The organism is Cardinium endosymbiont cEper1 of Encarsia pergandiella (genome assembly GCF_000304455.1).
GTDB lineage: Bacteria > Bacteroidota > Bacteroidia > Cytophagales > Amoebophilaceae > Cardinium.
Genome location: NC_018605.1, coordinates 620,426 through 645,227 on the forward strand (window position 1 = coordinate 620,426; position 24,802 = coordinate 645,227).

At 35.2% G+C, this 24,802-nt stretch carries 17 protein-coding genes and 2 pseudogenes; 8 read left to right on the plus strand and 11 right to left on the minus strand.

The features are described 5' to 3' along the window. Positions 1-150: 150 nt before the first annotated feature. The 5 genes from AL022_RS02745 to AL022_RS02770 form a co-directional block, all read right to left on the minus strand. A complete protein-coding gene (locus AL022_RS02745; RefSeq protein ID WP_014934750.1) occupies positions 151-705 on the minus strand; it encodes a DNA-3-methyladenine glycosylase in 555 nt (184 codons plus the stop codon). A gap of 846 nt (positions 706-1,551) precedes the next feature. Next, positions 1,552-2,208, minus strand: coding sequence for a LysE family translocator (locus AL022_RS02755; protein ID WP_014934752.1), 657 nt, complete (start codon positions 2,206-2,208; stop codon positions 1,552-1,554). Between the two features lie 68 nt (positions 2,209-2,276). Next, entirely contained in the window at positions 2,277-4,115 is a 1,839-nt protein-coding gene (locus tag AL022_RS02760) for an ABC transporter ATP-binding protein (RefSeq protein ID WP_014934753.1), read from the minus strand. A gap of 65 nt (positions 4,116-4,180) precedes the next feature. Further along, positions 4,181-5,422, minus strand: a complete 1,242-nt coding sequence (gene hemW, locus AL022_RS02765) for a radical SAM family heme chaperone HemW (protein ID WP_014934754.1) — start codon at positions 5,420-5,422, stop codon at positions 4,181-4,183. Beyond that, a complete protein-coding gene (locus AL022_RS02770) occupies positions 5,395-7,872 on the minus strand; it encodes a valine--tRNA ligase (protein WP_198407662.1) in 2,478 nt (825 codons plus the stop codon). Before AL022_RS02770 ends, hemW begins: the two co-directional genes overlap by 28 nt. 208 nt (positions 7,873-8,080) lie before the next feature. Here AL022_RS02770 and AL022_RS02775 point away from each other — a divergent pair, with 208 nt between their 5' ends. The 6 genes and pseudogenes from AL022_RS02775 to AL022_RS02810 all read left to right on the plus strand — a co-directional run bounded on the left by AL022_RS02775 (position 8,081) and on the right by AL022_RS02810 (position 13,641). Continuing rightward, positions 8,081-8,278, plus strand: a complete 198-nt coding sequence (locus AL022_RS02775; RefSeq protein ID WP_014934756.1) for a PD-(D/E)XK nuclease family transposase — start codon at positions 8,081-8,083, stop codon at positions 8,276-8,278. A gap of 58 nt (positions 8,279-8,336) precedes the next feature. Next, positions 8,337-9,016: pseudogene (locus tag AL022_RS04310) on the plus strand (transposase); the annotation flags it as partial. Positions 9,017-9,240: 224 nt separating this feature from the next. After that, complete coding sequence (locus AL022_RS02795; RefSeq protein WP_014934758.1) at positions 9,241-10,083, plus strand: lysophospholipid acyltransferase family protein; 843 nt, start codon at positions 9,241-9,243, stop codon at positions 10,081-10,083. 212 nt (positions 10,084-10,295) lie between these two features. Continuing rightward, positions 10,296-10,835 (plus strand): hypothetical protein, encoded by a 540-nt coding sequence (locus AL022_RS02800; protein WP_014934759.1) that lies wholly within the window; start codon positions 10,296-10,298, stop codon positions 10,833-10,835. Positions 10,836-11,181: 346 nt separating this feature from the next. Beyond that, on the plus strand, positions 11,182-12,018 hold the full coding sequence (locus tag AL022_RS02805) for a hypothetical protein (RefSeq protein WP_014934760.1): 837 nt from the start codon (positions 11,182-11,184) through the stop codon (positions 12,016-12,018). A gap of 533 nt (positions 12,019-12,551) precedes the next feature. Further along, positions 12,552-13,641 (plus strand): annotated as a pseudogene (locus AL022_RS02810) (IS481 family transposase). Positions 13,642-13,721: 80 nt separating this feature from the next. On the opposite strand, the gene AL022_RS02815 reads toward AL022_RS02810, so the two are convergent. After that, positions 13,722-17,099, minus strand: a complete 3,378-nt coding sequence (locus AL022_RS02815) for a sodium:solute symporter family protein (RefSeq protein WP_158309914.1) — start codon at positions 17,097-17,099, stop codon at positions 13,722-13,724. Positions 17,100-17,549: 450 nt separating this feature from the next. Between AL022_RS02815 and AL022_RS02820 the strand changes: the two genes are divergently transcribed. Then, on the plus strand, positions 17,550-18,188 hold the full coding sequence (locus AL022_RS02820) for an NUDIX domain-containing protein (protein WP_041546115.1): 639 nt from the start codon (positions 17,550-17,552) through the stop codon (positions 18,186-18,188). 133 nt (positions 18,189-18,321) lie between these two features. Next, the gene (locus AL022_RS02825; RefSeq protein WP_014934764.1) at positions 18,322-18,756 is read left to right on the plus strand and encodes an NUDIX domain-containing protein; all 435 of its coding nucleotides are present in this window, start codon (positions 18,322-18,324) and stop codon (positions 18,754-18,756) included. A gap of 650 nt (positions 18,757-19,406) precedes the next feature. Here AL022_RS02825 and dnaB read toward each other — a convergent pair. From dnaB to sufC, 5 genes are read right to left on the minus strand one after another with little or no spacing between them, the layout of a single operon-like run. After that, positions 19,407-20,894 carry a replicative DNA helicase gene (gene dnaB / locus AL022_RS02830; protein WP_014934765.1) on the minus strand — a complete coding sequence of 496 codons (1,488 nt, stop codon included), beginning with the start codon at positions 20,892-20,894 and terminating at the stop codon, positions 19,407-19,409. Positions 20,895-20,922: 28 nt separating this feature from the next. Further along, positions 20,923-21,384, minus strand: a complete 462-nt coding sequence (locus tag AL022_RS02835) for a SufE family protein (protein WP_014934766.1) — start codon at positions 21,382-21,384, stop codon at positions 20,923-20,925. Further along, the gene (locus tag AL022_RS02840) at positions 21,365-22,615 is read right to left on the minus strand and encodes an aminotransferase class V-fold PLP-dependent enzyme (RefSeq protein WP_014934767.1); all 1,251 of its coding nucleotides are present in this window, start codon (positions 22,613-22,615) and stop codon (positions 21,365-21,367) included. Before AL022_RS02840 ends, AL022_RS02835 begins: the two co-directional genes overlap by 20 nt. 35 nt (positions 22,616-22,650) lie before the next feature. Then, on the minus strand, positions 22,651-23,919 hold the full coding sequence (locus tag AL022_RS02845; protein WP_014934768.1) for a SufB/SufD family protein: 1,269 nt from the start codon (positions 23,917-23,919) through the stop codon (positions 22,651-22,653). A 9-nt stretch (positions 23,920-23,928) separates the two neighbouring features. Next, positions 23,929-24,675: a Fe-S cluster assembly ATPase SufC gene (gene sufC / locus AL022_RS02850; protein ID WP_014934769.1), complete on the minus strand. Its 747-nt coding sequence runs from the start codon at positions 24,673-24,675 to the stop codon at positions 23,929-23,931. Between the last annotated feature and the right edge of the window lie 127 nt (positions 24,676-24,802).

Consider the following 24,802-nt stretch of genomic DNA (forward strand, 5'->3'; position numbering starts at 1 on the left):
TATCCTAAAAATTAACAAAGCTATTGCAACGGTCTCATGTTCTCTAAATCCAAGTTTTGGGTAGGATATCATGCTAGCTATTTTTTAATTTAATATAGAGATACTAAAAGAACTATATTCTTAAACAAGAGCAATCGAATATAAGCAATATTACAAGGTAGGGGTACAAACTAGCTTAGGTGGCATAGCTGGTATACAATCTATATCTGTAACAACATAGCGCCATATTTTATCTAACCCTTTTGAAATGCCTATTCTAGGTGTTGACTTATAAGATAATTGACAACCTATATCTTTAATATATAATGTTTTTGATACGGTTACATCGATCGCATTATGCATTAAATTAATGCCTAAATATTGGCAAAGTTTACCTGGACCATTTAGGTAAGTATAAGGTGGATCGGTCAGTTTTATACCTCTAATAAGTGTAGCAGCTGGAAAATTTAAAGCTTCCGTAACAATGTTTAAACAGTAATATTTGCCATATATAAAATATACATAGGTAAATCCAGCTAGTCCAAACATGACTTTGGTTCTTTTGGTCATACCTTTGGTTGCGTGGCAAGCGGGATCATCTGTACCAATATAACTCTCCGTTTCAGTAATAATGCCCTTAAGGTTATGAAAACATAGTAGTTTGCCAATTAAATTGGTACTGACGGTATTTGTATCTTGTATAAAAAAAGATCTATTTAGGACCATTTGGAATCATTGGATCTTGGTGCAATCACATGCACTATGCCTTGCTTACGATCCAACTGTTTTATATTATTTAGACGATAAAGGCCTAAAGATGTACAGGCTTTTTATATTGGAATAAACTACTTTTACATATAAGATTAGAGCTGAACATAGGCATATTAGACATGCAAATAGAGTAGTATAGGTTGTTTCTTTATAGAATATTAGCCAAACCTTACCCATAGGAAATTCCTTACTGAAGAATAGACCCATTATCAAATGGTCTACAAATGCAGCAATTAATAAACTGATAAAATTGCTTACTAGAAAACTGTATTTAGCCTTTAGTTTTAAGAAAAGCTTGAGACCAATATACGCAGCAACCAATATAGCAAATAAAGAGCTTGTTATAAGTCCATCAATAGGTTTCCCAGAGATGCAATATTGCTTATGGTATAACAACCCAAGTGAAGTGGTCGTCGAGAATAGAATGCTTATAGTTGCTTTCCGATGGCCATGGCCATTTGCTATTACATTCAAAATATGTGTTAAAAACGTAAATAATAACGCACAGTATATTACTTTAGAAGTAAAATTTATCGAGTATACAGACGCAAATAATAAAGCCAGTTGACTGTAATAGTTATTTAGTATTTTTTTCATATTTCTTAATGTTTAATTATACTCTATATGCTTACATTAAAACATCGTAAATATAGCCATTTATATGCTTTAATACCCTCTAACCTTGTAAAATATTTCAATATATAAATGGGGCAACAATATAGATGCTAGTTAACTGCTTATCTTAAAAATTAAAAGCCTATTGCTGCAATCGTCTAGCGATATTAATGTAACTACTTTGGATTAGCCTATAAATAGTATTTTACAGGCAATACCTATCAAACTAATACCACTTAAACACTTGATCCATGGGAGAAAACCATATAGCTTCTTGGTCAAAATGGGATGAGAAAAAAGCAAAACTATAAGTGTATACCAAATAAAAGATGTACAAATCAATATCAGTACATAGCAGAATCGGATTAAAAAAGTAGTTTCTGGACGGACTGTAGAAGAAACAATAGTCATAAAACCAAATAGTGCCTGAGGATTGAACATATCTGTTAAAAATCCTACCCGAAAGATTGCTATATATTTCATAGAAGATTTGCTTAAAGGTTTGTCCAATACAATAGCATCTAAAAATTTTTGCCCTGTCTTCATAGTGATAGAATACCAAAAGTATCCAATTCCTAAGTAAAGTAGGTAGATACAAGCCATATACTTAACCAACTGGAAGCACCAAAATAGCTTAGCAGTAATAAAACCAATGCCACAAATGGCACATCCTTTACATATAAAGGCACTAGAGATAATCCCTATGATAGTCATCATACCTGCTTTTCTAGACATGGTACTACTATGACATGTTATGATGGTAAAATTAGCACCTGGTGTTAGAAGGTTCAATAGGTTGGCCATATAAAATATGATAAAATCATCTATGTAAAAGTTCTGCATAACCAATACTGTTTAGCTACTTGAATGTAGTATTAAAAGTTAAAAATTCTCTTTAAAAGAGATTTAATCTAACTTTGTTGCCCTAAAAATAATTTTTTATAAAGCTCTTCTTGTGCCAATAATTGTGCATAGGTGCCCTGTTCTACTATTTTCCCTTGCTCTAATACAATAATTTTGTCAGCATGACAAATGGTACTTAATCTATGGGACACCACAATAGAGGTTTTATCTTTAATAAATAATTCAAGACTTTCTTGTAGCCTTCGTTCAGACGCAGTGTCTAAAGCTGAAGTTGCTTCATCTAAAACTAAGATAGGTGGATGACCTAATATCGCTCTTGCAATACAAATACATTGTTTTTGACCACCAGAGAGTTTATTTCCATTTTCTCCAATAATCGTATCATATGCTTGAGGTAAGCTCATAATAAAATGATGCGCACAAGCTATTTGAGCTGCTTCTATCACCTCTGTCTTGCTAAATCCTGGTCTGTTAAGGGTAATATTATTAAAAATTGTATCGTGAAATAAAATAGATTCTTGCGCAACAATTCCTATTAAACGATGTAACGATCGTGCATTAATATGGGAAATAGGTAGATGGTCTATTTCAATGGTTCCATTATTTGGTTGATAAAGGCCCGATAGAAGGGATAAAAGAGTGGATTTTCCTGATCCAGAAGCACCAACCAATGCAACTGTTTCGCCTTTTTGAATCGTAAAATTGACCCGATCTAAAACCTTTTTTGCATCTTTATAAGCAAAAGACAGATCCTTAAAAATGATTGTACTTTTGAACATGGTAGCGGTATAGGTTCTTAAATTTTTTTTCGACTCAGATTTTTCATCTAGTAGATCAAAAATACGTCTTCCGGCAGCTATGCCTCTTTGAATATGGCCCATAGATCTTGCAATCATTTTAATCGGTATAAGTGTTTGGGAACAAATAATAATGTATGCAATAAAAGTACTGGGTGTAAGCATGCTACGATCTAAAAGAAGCAAATGGCCACCGTAGGCAAGTATAATCGAAACTGCTCCTACACTTAATGATGCAGATGTAGGCGCAATCATATAGCTTTTTTTAGCTACTCCCATATGGGTATGGACATACCACTTTGCTTCTTTTTTAAACTGATCAATAGCATATTTATCGGCCCCAAAAATTTTTATAACCTGCATACCGCTTATCGTCTCTTCAGTTACATTCATTAAGTTACCCAGTGACTTTTGGGTTTGATCGGTCCATTTACGCAAGGATTGTATGATTTTAGCTATAGCCCATCCAGCAATCGGTAAAAACAGTAGCGTAAATAGACTAAGTTTTAGCGACATGTAAAACAGCACAGCTATGTAATAAAAGAGTTGGGTCGGTTCTTTTAAAAATACCCGAAAAGTATCCGCTGCTGTATGTTCTATTTCTTGAATATCAACAGTGATCCGTGCTATTATATCCCCTTTCTTTCGATGGGTAAAGTATTGCGTAGGCAGGGCTAAAATGTGTTTAAAGAGTGTAAGACGTAAATTATGCACTAGATTTATGCGTACTTTAACCATGGCAACATCTGCTAGATACCTAAAAAATCCACTCATTGCGTTAGACAACATAAATAAAAATGCCAACCCAAAGAGTGCACCTATTTTACCTTGATGTATAATGATGTTTATAAAGCAGTAATTAAATAATTTGGTTAAATAATGAATATCGAGGTGCGGTTTTGGAAAATATTGCTGGTCCAATAGTAGATGGTTTAATTCTTCTTGATTAAATAATATTTTAAGCAAAGGAATCACTAAGCCATAGGTGGCCAATCCAAAAAAAATGGATAGAAGGATGGCAAATAAATAGTACAAAGCGGATCTTCTCCAAGGCCCTGCGTAATGTAAAATTCTAGCATAAGTGCGCATTGAGCATGAATATTCTTACTATTGATCTAGCCATAAAAATTGGATATATGATGCCATCTCAACGATTAATCCTCCATAAAAAGATCACTAGCTATTTGATCCGCTAGTAATTTACCACTATTTGTTAAATAAAGTGTATGATCGTTCATATGGCCCAACCCCCATAATATAATTTTATTTAAATAATCTTTTTGTATGTACATCAGGTCAATAGCATATTTTTTATAAATCCAATCAAAATCGCATCCCCAGCAGGTTCTAATACTGGTCATAATGTATTCATTGATGTGATTGGCAATTGTTAATATTTCTTCAGTATGGGGAAGCTTTCCATCTTGAATCGCCTGAACATAGCGTCCATTGTGATCAATATTCCATTGTCTTTGTGACCCATTGTAGCCATGTGCAGCGGGTCCTATACCTATATATAGACCTGATTTCCAGTAGTTGGTATTGTGTCTAGAATATTTTTCCGGCTTGCAAAAATTGGAAATTTCATAGTGTACGTACCCCTGGTTACAGAAAGTTTCTATTGCCGATTCAAATTGTTCTGCCGTTAGTGTTTCATCTGCTTCAACCATTATGCCTTTTTGATGCCAATAACTCAATACGGTTTTGGGTTTAATGGTTAAACAATAGGCAGAAATATGCTCTGGTGCCAGCAATAGGACTTCCTTTAAGTCGGCGGACCAATCCTGTGTAGTAGTAACAGGAAGCCCATACATAAGGTCTATATTTAAATTATTAAAACCAGCAGTACGTGCCCACGCTATACTTCTTTGTGCCATTGCACCCGTGTGGGCTCTATTCATATAATGCAATACAGTGTCATTAAAGGACTGTATCCCTATACTAAGTCTATTGATACCCATATGATGCCATCCTTGCAATTTTTCTAAGGTGATGTCATCAGGATTTGCCTCTAAAGTAACCTCTGCTGATGGCGCTATAGGAAAATATCGTACCACTTGATTCAATAGTTGGTCTATTTCTGAAAGAGATAATAAAGAAGGCGTACCGCCCCCAAAATAAATGCTGGTAATGGGCATACCTTGTAAATCATTCTGACGTAGCACGATCTCTTTAAGCATACTTTTGATTACCAATGATTTAAGATTTAAATTTGTGCTAAAGTGAAACGCACAATAGTGGCATGCTTGCTTACAAAATGGGATATGCAAATAGATAGCTGCATGACTGTTTTCTTGTATTGAGATCAATGGTTGGTTACGGTACATATAAACCTTGGGATGGTATGGAGGAATCAGTAATAGGTTGGTTAGCGCCAGATGATCCATATCATGCATTGTTTGCCTACTATTTGTAGTCCCGTATGATCCAATATTGCGTCACTAAATACTATGTTTGTGGCAGCTGTAACGGCTTTTAGCTCTTTGTTTAAATCTTCTTCCAAAGCCATACCCTGAATGGTTAGTAGCTCGATCGGCGCTTTTATGGAAAGCTTACTATCTGCTTTGGCTTTGCGTACCAATCTAATGATTTCTCTAAGGTGCGCTACTTGATCCAGTTGCATTTGACTTAAAGAAATCGCTAATGGCCATTTAGGCCAATTGCCCCTTTGGTGTATAGAGCCTTTGTGTGGATAAAGCCCATGGGAAAGTTCTTCCGTAATATGGGGAAAAATAGGTGCAAAAAGTTGTAATAGAGCATAAAAAGCATGGTAAAGCGTTATAATGGCACTCGTCTGACCTTGCTTATCTTGCTCCATACTATTGTAGACCCTAGTTTTACTAATTTCGATATAATCATCACAAAAAATAGACCAAAAGAATTTTTCTACACACTCTAAAGCCTCTGCATACCCGTAGGCCAGCCAATGTAGATAAACCTTTTCAGTCAAGGCGGCTAGTGACTGCAAGAGCCATTTATCTAAGGTATGGGTAATCTTTAATAGATTAGAAGAAAGTGGCTGATGTAATGCGTCTACTTTATCAAAATGGCTCAAGAGGAATTTACCAGCATTCCACAATTTAGTAACCAGCCGTTTCCCATTTTTTGTTACATGTTCAGAATAGCAAGTATCTACTCCTAAACGAGCATTGGCGGCCCAATACCGGATTACATCAGCTCCATATGTTTCCAACAACTTTTCAGGAAGGAGCACGTTGCCTTTAGATTTAGACATTTTCTGTTTATCTGGCGCCAGGCACCATCCATTGATCATAATATTCTTCCAAGGCAAACTGTCTTCATGCAAATGAGACTTGAGTAAAGTATAAAAAGCCCAAGTACGTATAATTTCATGGGCTTGGGGCCGCAAATCCATTGGAAACAACTGCTGGTGCCTCTTATAGTTTACACTAAAGTCTTTATGAATCGCATGGGAAGAAAGCTGTGGAGAAATACTACTGGTTGCCCAAGTATCCATTACATCATAGTCTGGTTCTACCTCTTCCCTTGTATAGCCTATGGGTAGATCTTGAAGTGGGTCTACAGGCAATTCGTCTAACCTGGGTAGCAATATTTTCCCTTCTTCACCAGGTCTTTTAGAATACCAAACAGGAAAAGGAACACCAAAATAGCGTTGACGGCTAATACACCAATCCCAAGCAATACCATTGATCCATTCTTCCAGTCTATGCTGCATCGCAGTAGGATACCATTTTAGTTGATTGATTTTAGCCAAAAGGGCTGCTTTATGTTCGATGGTGCGTACAAACCATTGGGGGGTAGTAAGAATTTCTAAAGGCGCACCAGAGCGTTCTGCGCATTTTATAGATTGATGTATGGCAGTTTGTTTGACCAAAAGTGCCTGCTCTTTTAAGATTTGAATAATTTTTTCACGCGCTGTTGTTACCTTGAGCCCTTCTAGTGGACCAGCATGGGTGATCCTACCTTGTTTATTTAAAATAATGGCAGTAAGGAGTTGATGTTTTTTCCACCATACTACATCTGTTTGATCTCCAAAGGTGCAGCACATTACCAAACCTGTGCCCTTATTGGGTTGTACCAGTTCATCTGATAAAATAGGGATCCTGATATTAAATATAGGCGTAATCGCATGGGTATGGGCCAAATGTTGGTAGCGCAAGTCATCCGGATGGTAGAATATAGCGACGCAAGCTGGCAACAATTCTGGTCGAGTAGTAGCAATAGGAAGGGGTGTTTGCGTTGTTTCATGGAAAAATAGAATATCGTTCATATAGCCCATGCGCGGTTTGTCTTCCATATCGGCTTGTGCTAAAGCGGTACCATCTACTGGATCCCACCACATAGGCTGTGCCTTACGGTATAGCGCACCTTTTTCAAAAAGTGCTAAAAAAGAAAGCTGTGCAAGCTTACGAGAAAGTGGACTAATGGTCTGATATTCTAAGCTCCAGTCAACAGAAAGGGCTATGGATTTAAAAACATTTCTAAACTTTTCTTCCTCCGAAACCACTACTTCCTCACATAATTTTATAAAAGCGGTTCTATCCATATGGGCTGCACGGACCCTTTGTTGTTTTTCTACCAATCGTTCCGTGGGTAAACCGTTGTCATCAAATCCCATGGGATAAAAAATATTTTTACCCAACATGCGTTGAAATCGGACCATAAAATCTGTTTGTGTATAGCTACAAATATGGCCCATATGCAGCTGTCCAGAAATGGTAGGGGGGGGGGTGTCTACGACAAAAGTATCTGCACGAGGTGATGCGGGATCCCAGCTATATAAGGCTTCTGTTTCCCAAAAGCATTGCCAATGTTTTTCTCGTTCTAAAAAATTATAATCCTTAGGTAAGGAAGGTATCGTCATTGGTTTTTGGTCGGAAAAAGGTTTAAGCATTAAAAATATCATAAATATAATTCGCTTCTATGCATTATCCTATCATTTAACTGACTAAAGCATTTATAGTATGGTAGGACTAACGATCTTAGATTCTTTTTTAATGACATAGACATACTATAATGCTAAAAGTTATTATATTGAATCTTATTCTTCTTAATAGCTCTAGTGTATCCTTATGGTGACCTCAAAATTTCTAAATCCAAAGAACGATGTAGCTTTTCGTAAGATATTTGGTAGTGAAAAACATAAAAATATTCTTATTCACTTTATCAATGATGTATTGGATGTAAAAAAATCAGATAAGGTACAAGATGAGATCGTTGCAATAGCTTTGTTAATTTTTAGGATAAAAAGTTGGCTTAAAATTTATTAAAAGGCTAAGCTATATAGGTTTTTGAGAATTTGTATTTAAGCTTTTTTCTGTTATCTGTATGTCAATAAAAGTAAGCGGTCAATTAAGTTTATCAGATGTTTCAGCTAGTCGCCGCAAATGTACACACACTTTCTTTGATCAAATGCATAAACTGATTAATTGGTCATCGATAGAAAAAGAACTTCGTATTTATTATCCTAAAGGCTTACGTTTATCAGGCAAGCCTGCCTATAGTCCCTTATTACTTTTTAAAATGCTCTTGCTTGAGCAGTGGTAAGGTAAAAAAAGCTATGATTTGCATGAAGATGATACTATATCGGTATCGCAGAGCTATCAAAAAGGAGTAGATCCAGAAGCTAGTTGGACCAAAAAAGGTCATAATCTTTATTATGGCTATAAGAGGCATGTCCTAGTAGAAAGTAAAGAAGGTTTAGTTCTGGCAGTCAGTACTACGCTGGAAGTAGGCTCTATGGAGATAAAGGCTATAGCGGTTTCCCTAAAGAAACTTTACTAAAGAACAAAAAATTAAAATCAGCTATTCAAAAGAAAGGTAGTAGAAATCATCCCTTATCATCTGCTGCTAAGCAGTTTAATAAATTGGTATCTAAGACGCGCTATAAAGTAGCAAGAGTATTTGGCAGCATTAAGAGGTGGTTCCGTAGTGCAGGAGCTAGATATATAGGACTGGATAAAAGTCATACGCAACATGTTATGGAAGCTATAGCCTATAATTTATATAATGAATTTTATGGATCCTTAACTGCAAAAACTACAAAAAATAGCACTACAAGCTTAACAAAAATCACAATAACTATTTCAGTTGTATGGCTGCTACAAGTGCGTTTAATAACCTTTTTACTATTTGTTTAAAGCAAAGTCAACGCAAGCAAGTGTAAAGTATCTATTATAGCAGGTCTAGTATCTATTACGGGTAGTTATTTTCCAGCATTTTCCCTTTGGTCATGTCTATTGTATATGCTTTATGTTATCTACTTTCTTTTTTACCACTTTCTCTGTTATATTGTATATCAGATTTATGCTATATAGTGGTCTACTACCTGATCGGTTATAGAAAAAAAGTAGTCATACAAAATTTAATGCATGCCTTTCCTACTAAAACGGTTCATGAACGTAAACAAATAGAAAAATTCTTTTACCGACGTCTATGTGAACTACTGTTAGAGCAAATAAAAGCTTGCACGATAACGTCTCAACAGCTTTTTCAACACATTACCCTTGAGGATATAGAAGCTATAGAGCAATTTTATAAGCGAAATCAATCGATTATATTAGTTTCGGGTCATTTTGGCAATTGGGAATGGGCTGCAAACGCCCTTGCGTTACAGACATCTTATACCATATGTGCAGGCTATCAACCCTTACACCATAAAGGTATAGATCGTATGGCACTGCATATAAGAACCCGTTTTCAACGAAAAGCTATTCCGATGGTTGCCCTATTCAGACATATGACTACCTATAAAGGGTCCCCTCAGGCTATCACACTTTTAATAGACCAAGCTCCACTTCATCAGCGAAACGGCTATGGTACTACTTTCTTAGCACAATCAACCACTGTTACCTTAACGGCTGCCAAACTGGCCCAAAAGTACAACCATCCCGTTTTTTACATTCAAACAGAGCGCATCAAACGGGGAAAGTATCGAGTAAGGCCTATATTATTGGCAGAAAGACCTGCCCAACTATCGGTTCAAGAGATTACAGAACGTTATATTAGAAGATTCGAAGCAGATATTCTGCGCAATCCAGCCTGTTGGCTTTGGTCACATAGAAGATGGAAATAAAAACGATTTTCAGTCATATCCCAAACGGCTGTAGTTACTCCTCTATACTATCCCCTTAACAATAAATCGATCTAGAAAAAGATAGAAATAAGGGCTACCATGTATTTGGATATAAATCAGAATTTACGTATCATTTTTAGTAGTACAACCCTTAAGCTTAATCCAATAGATTGAGCAAATTTGTAGCAATTATTTACAAATAAAACAATCATATGCAGTTCATAAAAAACAAAATAACCAATACAGCAAAATGGTTACTAGCCAGTAGCGGCGTGCTAATACTAAATGGCAATATGTGTACCTCGAAGACCCAGCCGCTATCTCATCAAAAATTACTACAACCAGATAGTGCGTATAGTTCCATTATATCTAGCCCAGAGAAAAAACAAGCAACGATTAAGAAACTTGCTGCGTTAGAACATGCCTTTAAAAGGTTAGCAAGTAATTCTCAAGAAGTACGAAAGCTATTATCACGTGAGATGTCATCCATACCACAACCATCATTCGATCGAATCTATAACAATCCTATCGATGCCGTGCCATTGGACAACACTAGAGAGGAAGCTATCTATGCAGAGCCTATTTATACAAAGATAGAAAATAACAACACAAATAAAGATAGGAATATACAACAGCATCTCTATGCAACCATAGGTGAAGAGAAGTCTGAAGAGCCTATCTATGCAGAGCTATTTGAAAATCATATCTATGGAAACGTATCTAAAAATCAGCCTCAGGTTACGGACTTGTAATGAGTAAAAAAATAAAAAGATATGTACCAGATTCCTAGACAAAGTTATTCAAAATAAACATTATAGTCGTAACCCGTAATTGATAAAGGCAGCTCTTTATTCGAATAATTTTGATCGATCGCTTAATCTTGTAGGAATGATTTGTAGTATGTCCTTACGGTAACTGTCCAAATCCTGAGGACGTTGCGTTATATCCTATACCTTCTATTTAATTAAGCCGTATACAGGTTAAAAGTAAGGGCTATATTGCTATCAATGTAAGTAAATGTTATTTATGGCCAGACCTATTGAGATACGAATAGATAAAGCGAACGACTTAGTATACTAAAAACAAAATAAAAACTATATGAAACGTTTATTAAGTAAGGGACTCGTTTATTGTGCCACACTAGTTTTAACAGGGCGTGCATGTAAAGCAACCATCCCGTCTAAACTTAAAAGTACTATAAAACCAATGCATAGTGATCGCATATTAAATAAACACCAAGCATATCAGCAAAATAAGGTAAAAGACCAAGGTATCTTAAAAACTATAGATATAACAATGCAAGAGGCGTTTGAAATGGAAGCCTGCTTGAAAGAATATCTGACCAAACTAGAATCATTAAATCATATAGAAACGAGAGCGCAATCACATACTACATCGACAATCGCTAACGACCATGCATATAATGGTGAAATGGTTCAATGTGCAAGTAGATCAACCATTCTTGAAAAGACAGAACAAGAACAAAAACAAATACCAAATGTTAGGCCAATATCAAAGAGAGAGGCTATACAACCTATACAATTTTTTACGTCAGATTTTAAATCAAATGTAGCCAATGTACATAAACATATACCCGATATAGAAAAACTGCATATCGACAAGACGCTAAAGAAAATAGAAGATCGTATAAATATGATAATAGATACACGTAAAAAAGATGATGATACTCAACTGACAGATGCACAAAAAGAAAAACTAAGGGAAATAAAACTTATAATAAGGAAGGAAAAGAGTCCATGCTGGTATGTAATTTACTTTTATTCGCTAACCAGCAAGGATATAGACAAAAAAAATGGAACAATAGATTCATCATATTTAGATTGGGCAAAAAATATAAATCGGGCGTTATCAGATACCGTAGAACAGACCAATAAGCTGCTACGTCTAATGGAAATACCAATAAATAAAGACTAAAGTTTTTAGATACCGAAGAAAATAGAAACAATTCGAGTCTGTCGCGTTTGTCGCATCTATTAACCTGAACTCTGGATTAGAATATATTTTTTAATTTGATAATGAATTATAAAATATAATTATATTTATACCTGTATATAACAGTGTCAAAGGATGATTTATATAAATAATTATGATTATCAACTATTTATAATATTAAATACCTAATAAATCTAACTAAAATGGCTCATTTTTTAGTAAAAATTATATATTTAATTATCTGTAAATCATTTAAATAAATCCAAAGTTCACGTTATTAAGATGCTAGACAAGAAGGTATTCTAATAGACCAAGAAAAAGGTAAACTACAGGGTAAGCTAGAGACAGCCAAATTTATGCTTTCAAAAAGCTACCCTATAGAAGATATAGTTGTGTGATTCGTAGAGATTGTTACACCTGAGTTGTCCGATTAAATTTAAACCTAACAAGATGTAGTAGTTAGGATTTACTCTGACAATTGTTAAATTGTGTTGATATAAATACCGACTATTATTATGAACTTACATCAAAAAATAATTAAACCTAAACTAGGTTTATTAGAGGTAGCCAAAACGTTGGGCAATATCTCATCAGCGTGTAAAAGCATGGGGTTATAGCAGAGATAGCTATTATCGTTTTAAGTCCTTATATGAACTAGGTGGTCAGGATGCCCTACATGAGATAAGTCGCAAGAAACCTATATTAGCTAATAGAGTAGATCCTAAGATAGAACAATCAGTAATAGATATGGCCATAGATTATCCGGCATATGGTCAACTTAGGGTATAAAACGAGTTAAAGCAGGAAGGTATACTTATTTCTCCTGGAGGGGTAAGATCTATCTGGTTACGCAATGACTTGAATAATATAAAGCAACGGCTTAAAGCTTTGGAATCCAAGATGGCTGAAGATGGTCTTGTTTTGACTGAATCCCAGTTATCAGCCTTAGAAAGACGTAAAAATGCAGAAGAATCATGTGGAGAAATAGATACGGCACATCCTGGTTATTTAGGTTGTCAAGACACTTATTATGTGGGTACCTTTAAAGGTATAGGTAAAGTATATACGCAAGTATTTATAGATAGCTATTCTAGAGTATCTCATGCAAAACTATATACTGATAAGACAGCTCTGACAGCAGCTGATCTGTTAAATGACAGAGTATTACCTTGGTACCAAGAACAAAGTATACCAATTTTACGTATTCTAACAGATCGAGGTACAGAGTATAAAGTCAAAATAGAACATCATGCTTTTAAGTTATTTTTAAGCATTGAAGGTATAGAGCATACGGTTACTAAAGCCTATTCACCGCAAACCAATGGATTTTGTGAGCGTTTTAATAAAACTATGAAACAGGAATTTTTTGATACAGCCATGCGTAAAAAAATCTATAGCAATCTAGATGATTTGCAAGAAGATTTAGATTACTGGTTGCATCACTACAATCATGAGCGACCTCATTCTGGAAAATATTGTTACGGAAAAACTCTGATGCAAACTTGGCAGGATAGTAAAAAATTAGTACTTGAAAAAAATAATCAAATCGCCTATATTAAAAACATGACTGACAACCTAAACTTAACTGACAACTATATACTATAATTTTTTATTGCCTGTTAGATTAAATCCTGACTACTACACCTGATGCATACTAGCACTAACATACTCAGGTATAATATTATTTATCTCTCTGATTGGCATTCATTCCTTATTCGCTCACATATATTCTCCATTTCTGGTATCCATAAGACAATATTGTTTTTTCTGGCCCACGGAATATAAAATTCCATAGTATCTTTGGCTATTCTTTTTTGGGACGATAGCATTCGTACAGATATAGTTCTTAAGTTATGCAGTCTATCAGCTAGTTTAATCTGAACCACACGAATATCTTTACACTGATTTAATATGATTTTATTTTCTGAATTATCTAATTTCCATCGAAAACCATAGGTGTTATAATGAGTAACCATATCTACTATATAAGCAATATCAACCCCATAGAGTAGTTCTATTTGCTCTAATGTAGCAGTCGTATCCTCTACTACATCATGCAACAGAGCAGCTAAAATGGTGTCAGGATTATTTGTAGCCTTCAAGACAATCTTAGCTACCTCCATAGGATGGGTATAGTATGGTTCACCAGATTTACGTGTAGTAGCGCCGTGTGCTTTCTTAATGAAGTTAATGGTTTCTTCTATCTTTGTTTTAGTTAACGTTGTTTTACTTACAAGTAGCTTAACAAGTTCTTTTTCTTGAGTTAAACTTGTAGGTGTTTCTGCTACTTTATTAGACAAGCCATCGGTATGATATCGCTTAAACCGCATAACCTTTTTACCATCAATAGGTAATATATAGAGACAGGTCAAACTAGTTGCTGTTTCTATAATCTGTATATATCCTCCATGAGCTTGTACTATTTGCCTGCTTTCTTCTTGATATAGATTATTGATTGTCTTAGGTAAATAACCTGAATCAATTTCGTCAGTAACTTCGTAAGTAGACAATATGTTTAAAATATCTGTATCAGTAGATATAGAGAAAGCAAGCGCAGACAATGTAGGAGGTGTTAATTGCTGCTTTTCGTACGCATCACGTATATCTACCTGGTAAGTACTAGAGAGAGGATAAGATAAGCGTGTGTCTGAAATAGTCAAATAAACTGTATGATCTATCGTGCATTTACTCTGGCATAGGTTCCAAAAGTTTGTAGTAAATAATCTTTCAAAGATAGATGGTTCACTGAATAAGTATTTTTCTTTAGTTTTCTTCTTTAAAAGCAATTGTATCGGTATATCTAGTTTCCTAACAGTTTCATAAGATTTTAGGACCAGATCCTCTATATTAACTTTATGGACAGATTTTGAGTCTAATGTAGACCTACGTTCTTCTTTAGCCCTTTTCAGTAAAGATTTTCTAAATACATATAACTTTTTTTGGTATTGTTGTATAGGTATATTTTCTTCATAGGCTCCTAGTTCATCAGCTATATCTTGTAGTACTTTTCCGCTATAGGTAGGGTCTAATTGATTCCAATTTTCTTGATTATGTAGAGCAGCTAGTGCATAGTGTTGATCATAGATTCTAGTTAACACTATAGTTTCTAGTTTCCTATTGGCTTTATTCCTTATATGCCTATACACGAAGCAACTTAGTAAAATAATTGATCCTGCTATTGTTTCTGTAGTTATCCATTCTTTACAACTTACAAGGTGTACATGAGGCGGTATCCATCTATGTAAAAACAGCGTTATGGCTAGCATTGCTATCATTATACTAGATGGCAATAATAGACTACCTAGACCTATATTTACTATAAATAGTGCGCAAGACATAGAGGAAAAATGGCTTAATTTCATATATGTGATGCCAGAAATAAAAAGGACTAAAAATAGCAATATAGGCCATAATCCATGCAACAAACTATTACCTTCCTGTTTATAAGCGTGAAGAGTAGGATAGATGGTTATTATTGTTCCTATAATCATGATAGATATGTACCAGTATATGTAGGGAAACAGATATACTTGCTTGACATAAAAAAGTAGAATAGCGCTGTAAATAATAAAATAAATCCCTGATGCTATGAAAGTAGTGGCACTTTTAGGAAAAATATCCTTCCAGTAAGACTTTGTAAAAGTTGACTGAAAATAGTATAATCTTCTTAGCCACCAACGTTTTGTTTCCTGACTTTGTAATTTTACGGGACTATCATCTGGAATTCCCACCCAACCCGTATTTGATTTTTTAGGTAACAGGTAATGGATGATCAATAAAATGGACGCACCATATATAAGAGATAAGAATACATCATATTCTCTTATAGCTTGACCTTTTATAAAAATATGATAAACAGTCAGCACTGTGTTAATTCCCATTGACCATAAGACAGCAGACGAACGGGGTCTAAACCCAAAGCAAGCCATAATCATTGGAACCGTAACCGAAGGGGTATAGAAATAAAATACTTTGTTCAAAAATTGTCTAATATTGTTCATTTGTAATGTAATAAAAATTGTACTTATACCTATTAAACCAGAGGCTATTCGTACAACTTTTAGAGAATATTTATCGGAGCGTTCTTTAGTACCAGTTATGAGAGGCCATATGTCATTAGCAAATAATACAGAACCTATATGCAAATAAGCGTCAACAGTAGAAATACACAAAGCAATAACAGATGTGATAAGCAATCCTTTCATTCCAGGAAAATGACTAAGCTGCATAATATAATCTAATATTTTTTGTTTAGGTGGAACACTATGTCCACCTGTATATAAAGCAGCAATAAAAACTAAAAATAGTAGCGAAAAAATGATTCGAATTATGCCACTTTTTAAAAATACTTTAGTTGCTTGCCGAATAGAAGAAGACATATAAAAGCGCTGGATTTGAGCTGGATCAAAAGTAAATATGGAATGCCAAATGAAATAAGTAAATAAATGAGCTAAGGAATTATCCCATGTAGGAGATATATCCCAAGTAGCTATTTGAGACAAATTAAATTGTGACATATTGATAAACTTTTTCCAATTAATCCATGGATTTTGAGCATGGTATAAAAAAGTAAAAGTTAAAATAGGCAAACAAACACTGAAGAAACAAAATTGATAAAAATCGGTTAATACTATGGATCTAGCTCCTCCTAAAATAGTGTAAATCGTAACTAATATTCCCAAAATGACTGTGCAATATTTAGCATATGCTGTTCCATTACAAAAAGGAATAGATTCAATAATAATTAGACTAATCTTAAACTGAGCAGAAATTTTAGCTATTGTTACTATAATACCGAATATAGCCGTAAGCATTTGAACAGATTTTCCACATAGCCTACCCATAGATTCTGCAATAGAAAAATCTCCTAGCCATTCTTGCATTCTAACAATAATGAACCGAGAGGCTAAATAAAATCTAAGTGGGCTACCTAAACTTAGTATTAACATATATAAACCTTGATAGTAGTAACCAGTCAGCTGAGTGTGTAAAAAATTCCCTCCATATATGGTGGCTATTAAAGAAATGGTAATCACCCAAGTGGACATATTTCTACTTCCCACTGCATAGTCTTTAAATGTAGTAACTGATCTACTACAGTATAACCCTATTGCGAGTGTAGTTACTAAAAATACTATTATGATTAAAAGGTCTATATCCATGGCATATTTCTATATTATGTTTCTAGTAAAACATTATGATCAAATTTCTACTTAATAACTTAATCCCAATATTAGATTATAATTTTTATATTGATAACACATTTTAAAAACTCTTAAAGTAATAAACTATAGTTTAATATAACTAATCTATAGTATATAAATGTATACATCAGGTTAATAATCTGTGTTAATATAAAGAGAGGTAATACGACCAAGTTTAGTGAATATTTCCGTTTGAAAGATGGGAAAATGTTCATATTAAAAGTAAAGTTCTATTTTGTGTTTTGTCTATTTATACTTTTTTATGTATATCTTGTTTCTTGCAGCTGTATAGCACATAGACCTGTTATATTGCCTAATAAAAACTCAACTTCTATTCAAGAACAATCGGTACGTGGATCAATGGTTTCTAGTTACGATAGTAGCACTATACTTGAAAGAAGATTAAAAAATAATCTAAAAGCGAGTGTTGGTGTTTTGCTTTGTTATACTAATGATAGAAAAGAAAGCTTTATCTTATTGGGTAGAGAACGAATAGGTAAATGTGATGGATCTACATGGTGTGAATTGGGTGGCAGTGTGGAAACGGGTGAAAGTTTTTTAGAAGCTGCTATTCGTGAATCAAAGGAGGAAAGCGGAGGCGTATATCAATTGGAATCCAGTGATTTGTTAAATAATGGAGTGGTTTGTTATAATGAGCATAAGCAAAAGGATGGACGTACTAGCGAAGAGGTATATATTTTATTGAAAGTAAATGATTATTATCCTACTGATGTATTGTGTAAGGTAGTCAGCCAGCAAAATAAGGATACTTATAAGGAGAAAGATGATTTTAAATGGATTGCATGTACTAGTTTATGTATGGTTGATCAAAATCCTTGTTTATTAAAAGATATAGATGGAAATGAATGTATACTTACGTTAAGAAATTTTTTCTATGAAGCATTGAAAAGGACTTCATTTCGAATGAAATTAAAATCTATAATGTAATTATAAATCAAGTAAATAAACATAACGCATGGCTTGTTTAATAAATACATAGAAATGATCCCTCAATATGATTTATCACATAATGGATTTGTTAGATGGCTAACATTGAAAACATAAAAGTACAGACGATAAAATGCAAGATTATACTTTACAAGTAACAGCTAGGGCGCTAATAGTACAAAATAGGAAATTGCTACTTGTGAGCAATGACTATAATCTTTGGTATACACCTGGTGGACACTTAAATCCAAATGAAACGCTTTCAGAGTGCATGGTAAGAGAAGTAAAGGAAGAAACTGGAATTGATGTTAAACCAAACCAGATCGTATATGTTTCAGATTTTTTTGATAAAAAGTATAATGTACATAAGGTAGAGATATATTTTTCTGCCGAAATATCTGTAGATAAAATTCCTGAAAATTGGTTAGATCAAGATGGTCCGGTTAAAATTTCTAAATTTTTTAATGTTGAAGCCTTAAAGGATATCCATGTTGTACCAACCTTTTTAAAAACAGGGAAATGGTTGAATCTTAGTCTTGATGTTTATCAAGGATCAGAGAAAAGATAAATGGTTATTTTAAATCCTGTAAATCATTTTGTGTAAGTACCGTTTTTTTGGAAGTGTTCATTAAACTGTGTCAAGAGCAAAAAAGAGTTGTAATTGAGTTTGTAAATAATATTGTGTAAATGCTTATTAACCTGAACTCTGGATTAGAATATTTTTTAGATTGATAATCAATTATAAAAAATTTAATAAATTGTATTTATAAACAGTTGTATAAAGAATATATTTATATAAATTATTCTGATTATCAGGTTTTATATTATAAATTACTTAATAAAATCAACTAAAATAGCTAATTTTTTAGTAAAAATACCGATAAAATATTCCACTAAAACTTATGTACATCAAATAAATAAATCCAGAACGCACGTTATTATTAACTAACCTGAGGCCGTTTCAATAGAAAAATAGAACTTACTAAAAAAGAAGAAGATAGTTATGTAATTGTTGTTTTATATCCTATAAAAGACATAAAAATCCAGCATTTTACTGAAACTATATGCAATAATAGCTAAAATATTCTTTGTGATTTTCTACTACAACGACCTCAAATTGTAAAGAGCCATTTTAGGCATATCGGCGGTTTATCCTCGTAGAAAGTCATCTTCCTATTTTAGATCTGATAATCATAAAGTATACAGTTATTACATCGCCTACAACAATTCAAACGGATCATTTAATCCATTCGCTTTGCTCGAACGAATCACAAACTGTTCCGGTTGACTGGTAGAAGGGGGCATATCCGCATCCATAAATTTCATATATCGTCCCATAAATTGCAGATGAATCTGATCTAATGCACCATTCCGATGCTTTGCGACAATAACCTCTGCCAAACCCTGTGTAGGATTACCTAATTCATCCTCTGTTAATCCATAATATTCTGGTCTATATAAAAATAAAACTAGATCTGCATCCTGTTCAATAGAACCAGATTCACGTAAATCAGATAATTGAGGCCGTTTGCTTCCTCCACGGGTTTCTACCGCTCGACTTAATTGAGAAAGTGCCACCACGGCAATATCCAATTCTTTGGCTATACTTTTCAGTGCACGTGAAATCGAAGCAATCTCTTGCTCACGATTGCTTCCCCCTCTATGGGAATCGCCAGACATGAGCTGTAAGTAGTCAATAACCACTAGCTGAATATTATGCTTAGCCTTAAGTCTTCTGCATTTGGTACGCAATTCAAAAACGGATAGTGCAGGCGTATCATCTACATAAATCGGGGCATTGGAGAGAGCAGCGGTCTTATGAAGCAATTGTTCCCACTCATGATCCATTAATTTACCTTGTTTTATTTTTTCACCAGCTAGCTCTGCTTCAGATGAGATCAATCGATTTACCAGTTGTAATGCCCCCATCTCTAAAGAAAAAATAGCTACAGGTGTCTTATAGTCTATAGCTGCATTGCGTAAAGCAGAAAGTACAAAAGCAGTTTTACCCATACCAGGTCTGGCGGCAATAATAATTAAATCAAACTTTTGCCAACCAGAGGTAACACGATCTAAAGCAGTAAACCCACTGGGGATACCGGTAAGTCCATTGGCGGATGTACGACGATTCGATAAACTATCAAAAGCTTCTACTAATAATGAACGCATTTCTAGATAACGTTTCCGAATATTTCCATCAGAAACCTCAAATAGTGCTTGTTCGGTACGATCTAACGTATTAAACACATCCATAGTAGGATCGTAGGCATACTTCTGAACCATAATAGAAATTTCTATTAACCTTCTGCGCATGGCATATTCTAAAATAGCTCTAGCATGAAATTCGATATTGGCTGAAGAACTAATACGTGTGGTTAGGTAACTTACATAATAGCTTCCCCCTACTGCAGCTAATTTACCATCTTTACGCAACTGATTGACTACTGTAAGCATATCTACCGGTTCTGAGTCATTAAACAGTCGTACGATGGCTCGATAGATTTCTTGATGGGATTCTTTATAGAAACTCTCAGGTCGTAAAAGATCAATGACACTCACTAGGGCCTCTTTTTCTAGCATCAATGCACCTAATACACTTTCTTCTAAGTCTAAAGCGTGAGGAGGATATTTTGCATTGACCGCAAGCGTGTCAGGAGTAGAAAGACTAGATGGTCCTACTTCTAAGTTTTTAGTATACGTGGTCATAATAGATGATACTTAAACTAGCCCAAAATTAGGCATGACAGATGATGTGATTATTCTCTAAAGCTCTTATTTTCAGGGTTTTAATCATATGTGCCAACCCACTGGCACGTTGAAATCCGATCAATGCGTTTATGCCAATGGTTTCTATAAAATAGAGATCTGCCTCTATAATATCTTGAACAGATTGGCCAGACAATACCTTCAATAACAAGCTGATTAACCCTTTTGTAATGGCTGTATTGCTGTCGGCTTGAAAAAATAGTTGTTTTTCTATAAGTACATCGGCTACCCATACCTTGGACATACAGCCTTGTACCAAATAGTGGTCTGTCTTATAGAAGGTATCCATAGGAGCCAATGTATCGCCTAAATCAATAAGATAGTCTAGCATAGCGACTCTATCACCGGAGAAGGTGGTAAAGGCATCTATGATTTGGTCTTGATGTTGACAAATGGTCTTATATGTGGTCTTATATGCTATTTTTACCATATGAACGGTTCCCTTTATCAATAATTTGTTGTAATATCTCTAAAAATAGATCAATTTCTTCAATGGTATTATAGATCGCAAAAGAAATGCGGACTACACCGTCTATCCCAAATCTTTGCATAAGTGGCTGAGTACAGCAATGGCCTGTACGCACAGCAATACCTTCAGCATCTAAAAATAGACCTACATCTAAATGGTGCATATTGGTCAAATTAAAGGCAATAATAGGTGCTTTATGGCTAGTCGTTCCGATCAATCTTACTTCTGGCATACGAGCCAAACCAGCCAATGCGTAGGCAAGTAAGCTTTCTTCATGGGCAGCTAGTTTGGCATAGCCTACACTTGAAATAAACTTGATTGCTTCTGAAAAAGAGATAATCGAGGCCAATGGTGGTGTCCCTGTTTCAAATTTATAAGGAGGATCATGATAGCACACTTCTGTTAGAGTAACTTGTTGGACCATCCCGCCACCTGTTTGGTAGGGCGGCATCTTTTCTAACCACTTTTTTTTACCATATAGAATGCCCAACCCAGTTAGACCATAGACCTTATGGGTAGAAAAGACAAAGAAGTCACAATCCAAGTCGGTAACATTAATCGGGATATGGGCCACGGCCTGTGCGCCATCAACGACGACAATGGCACCTTCTTGATGTGCTTGGTCTATAATGGTTTTAATAGGATTAATGGTGCCCAATGTATTAGACACATAGGTTAGTGCAACGATTTTGGTGCGGGGCGAAAAGGTACAATGGGTTAGATCCAATTGTCCTGTATCGTCTATAGGAATCACCTTTAAAGTAGCTTTTTGCCGTTTGCAAAGCAATTGCCAAGGAATGAGGTTAGCGTGATGCTCCATTTCAGAAACGACTACTTCGTCCCCTTCACCTACTGCCATCGCTCCATAAGTGGATGCAATTAAATTGATGCCTTCTGTAGTACCTGAAGTAAAAACAATATTTTCTACCTCAGGTGCATGTATAAATTTTTGCACCGCGGAACGGGTTTGCTCTAAAGCGGTAGTGGCACGAGCAGCTAAGGCATGCATCCCACGATGGATATTGGCATTATCCTTCTGATAAAAATGGTACGCAGTATCTATAACTGAAAAAGGCTTATGGACCGTAGCCGCATTATCAAAATAGACTAAGGTTTTATTATAAACTTCTTGATTTAAAATAGGGAAAAAAGACCTAATCTGATTTATATCTAAGGGACGAGCAGAAAACATCAAGCGCAATTCACTAGGTTAATAGGCAAAATATACTACAATTTTACAAGCTTTGCTACGAATTTATCGTATATATGATCTTGTAATGTGGGTAAAGAAACAGAACCAATGATAGTGCTACCAAAAGCTTCTAATAATAATCTTCGGGCTAAAGGAGCTCCTATACCACGTGATTGCAAATAGAATAATTGTGAAGGATCCAATTGCCCAGTCGTTGCACCATGGGAACATTTGACATCATCTGCATAGATTTCTAATTGTGGTTTGGCGTAATGGCGGGCTGTATCGGATAGAATAAGGGCATTATTGGTTTGATACGCATTGGTTTGCTGTGCGGCAGCTGTAAGGTAAATTTTACCACTGAAACGCCCTATTGACTGACCGCCTAAGATGGATTTATAATGTTGTTGGCTAAAGCTATGGGGGGCAGTATGGATCACTTCGATTTGGTGCGCTACTCTTTCTTTTACACCAACTGTTGATAAACCATATAGCATAGCACGGGCATGACTGCCATTAATTTGGGTCTTAAGGTGCATGCGCAACATAGCAGTACCAAAGGAAAAGGTATGATGGGTAAAGGTGGTATTGGCTTTTTGATTGCAATAGAGGGTATTAATTTGGTAACAAGATGGGGCATCTGTATAAAGGGTATGATACGATAGATGGGCCGCTTCTGCTAATAAAATATGGGTAAAATGGTTGAGCAAAGCATGCGGATTATGCGATAAGGTAGACCAATTTTCTATTATCGTTGCTTTACTGCCTTGGCTTACGTTAATCATCAGCTGAGGTACTACATGACGCGCAGAATCAGTCACAATATGTTGCAGGACAATCACTTTTTGTGTATCTGATGTAACCTCTAGTAGATAGCTCTCTTGAGACAACATCCTATTCAATAGGATAAATAGATCATCACTAGACCGGATATCATCCATATAGGTTGTCAGTACCTCTTTCTGTTTTAGCAGTGGCAGATCTAGTAACTTCTGCAACTTCACATTCTGAGGGAGGTCATGAAAATCCGAGGGGACGTATATTCCATTTACAAAAGTGAACGTTAGGGTTTGGATTACATTACTATCCACTGGGGAATAAGTCTGCTTAGCTATAGGGTAATCGTAGGGCTGATGGATCCACAACTCAACCATTTCACGCAGGTTATTATAGTGTTCTGTTTGGCTGGCTATAAAATTAGGCTGGTTGAGCCTATCAAATGCCCATAGCCTTTCTGTATAGAAAGGGTCCGTAACAGAAAAATTTTTAAAAATCCCTGTTAACCAATTTGTAAATTCCTTCATAGATGGTGATTAGGTGAGTTGTGCAATCCAGCCATATCCTTCTTTTTCCAATCGTTTGGCAAGTGTAAAATCACCGGATTGTATAATTGTTCCATCATAGAAAATATGCACAAAATCTGGAACCACATGATCCAATAGCCTTTGGTAATGGGTAATCAAGACCATGGCATTGGTTGCACTACGCAACTGATTAATGGCTTGTGATACAATGGTTAACGCATCAATATCTAGACCAGAATCAGTCTCATCCAGGATTGCTAAAGAAGGCGCTAACAGAGCCATCTGCAACATTTCATTTCTTTTTTTTTCGCCTCCTGAAAAACCTTCATTGAGTGAACGCTGTACCAAGGTGTGATCCATACGGAGCAGTTTGCGCTTCTCTTTTAAAAGTTCTAGAAAAGCAACGGCATCTAAAGGGGGTAAGGCTCTTTGTTTCCTTATTTGATTAATCGCTGTTTTTAAAAAATTGGTAGTCGTTACACCTGGAATTTCAACAGGATATTGGAAAGCTAAAAAAAGACCAAGTGCCGCTCTGGCTTCTGGCGCTAGCTCCAATAGATCCTGACCATGCAGCAGTATACTGCCTTGTGTAACTTCATACCCGGCTTTACCAGCTAAAACAGCTGCTAAGGTACTTTTACCTGCACCATTAGGTCCCATAATAGCATGTATCTGACCTGCGCTTACTTCAAGGTTTACGCCATTTAGTACTTTTTTACCCTCTATGTTTACATGTAAATTTGCTATGGTGAGCATGATCTATTATCCTACTGGTTTAAAAGTAAATGGTATGGTATTTTCCTAGACTTACTTAAAGCTACCATCTAGGGAATCCATAAAAGATTTGGGCAATTTGATTATAAGTAGTATATAGAGATTAAAA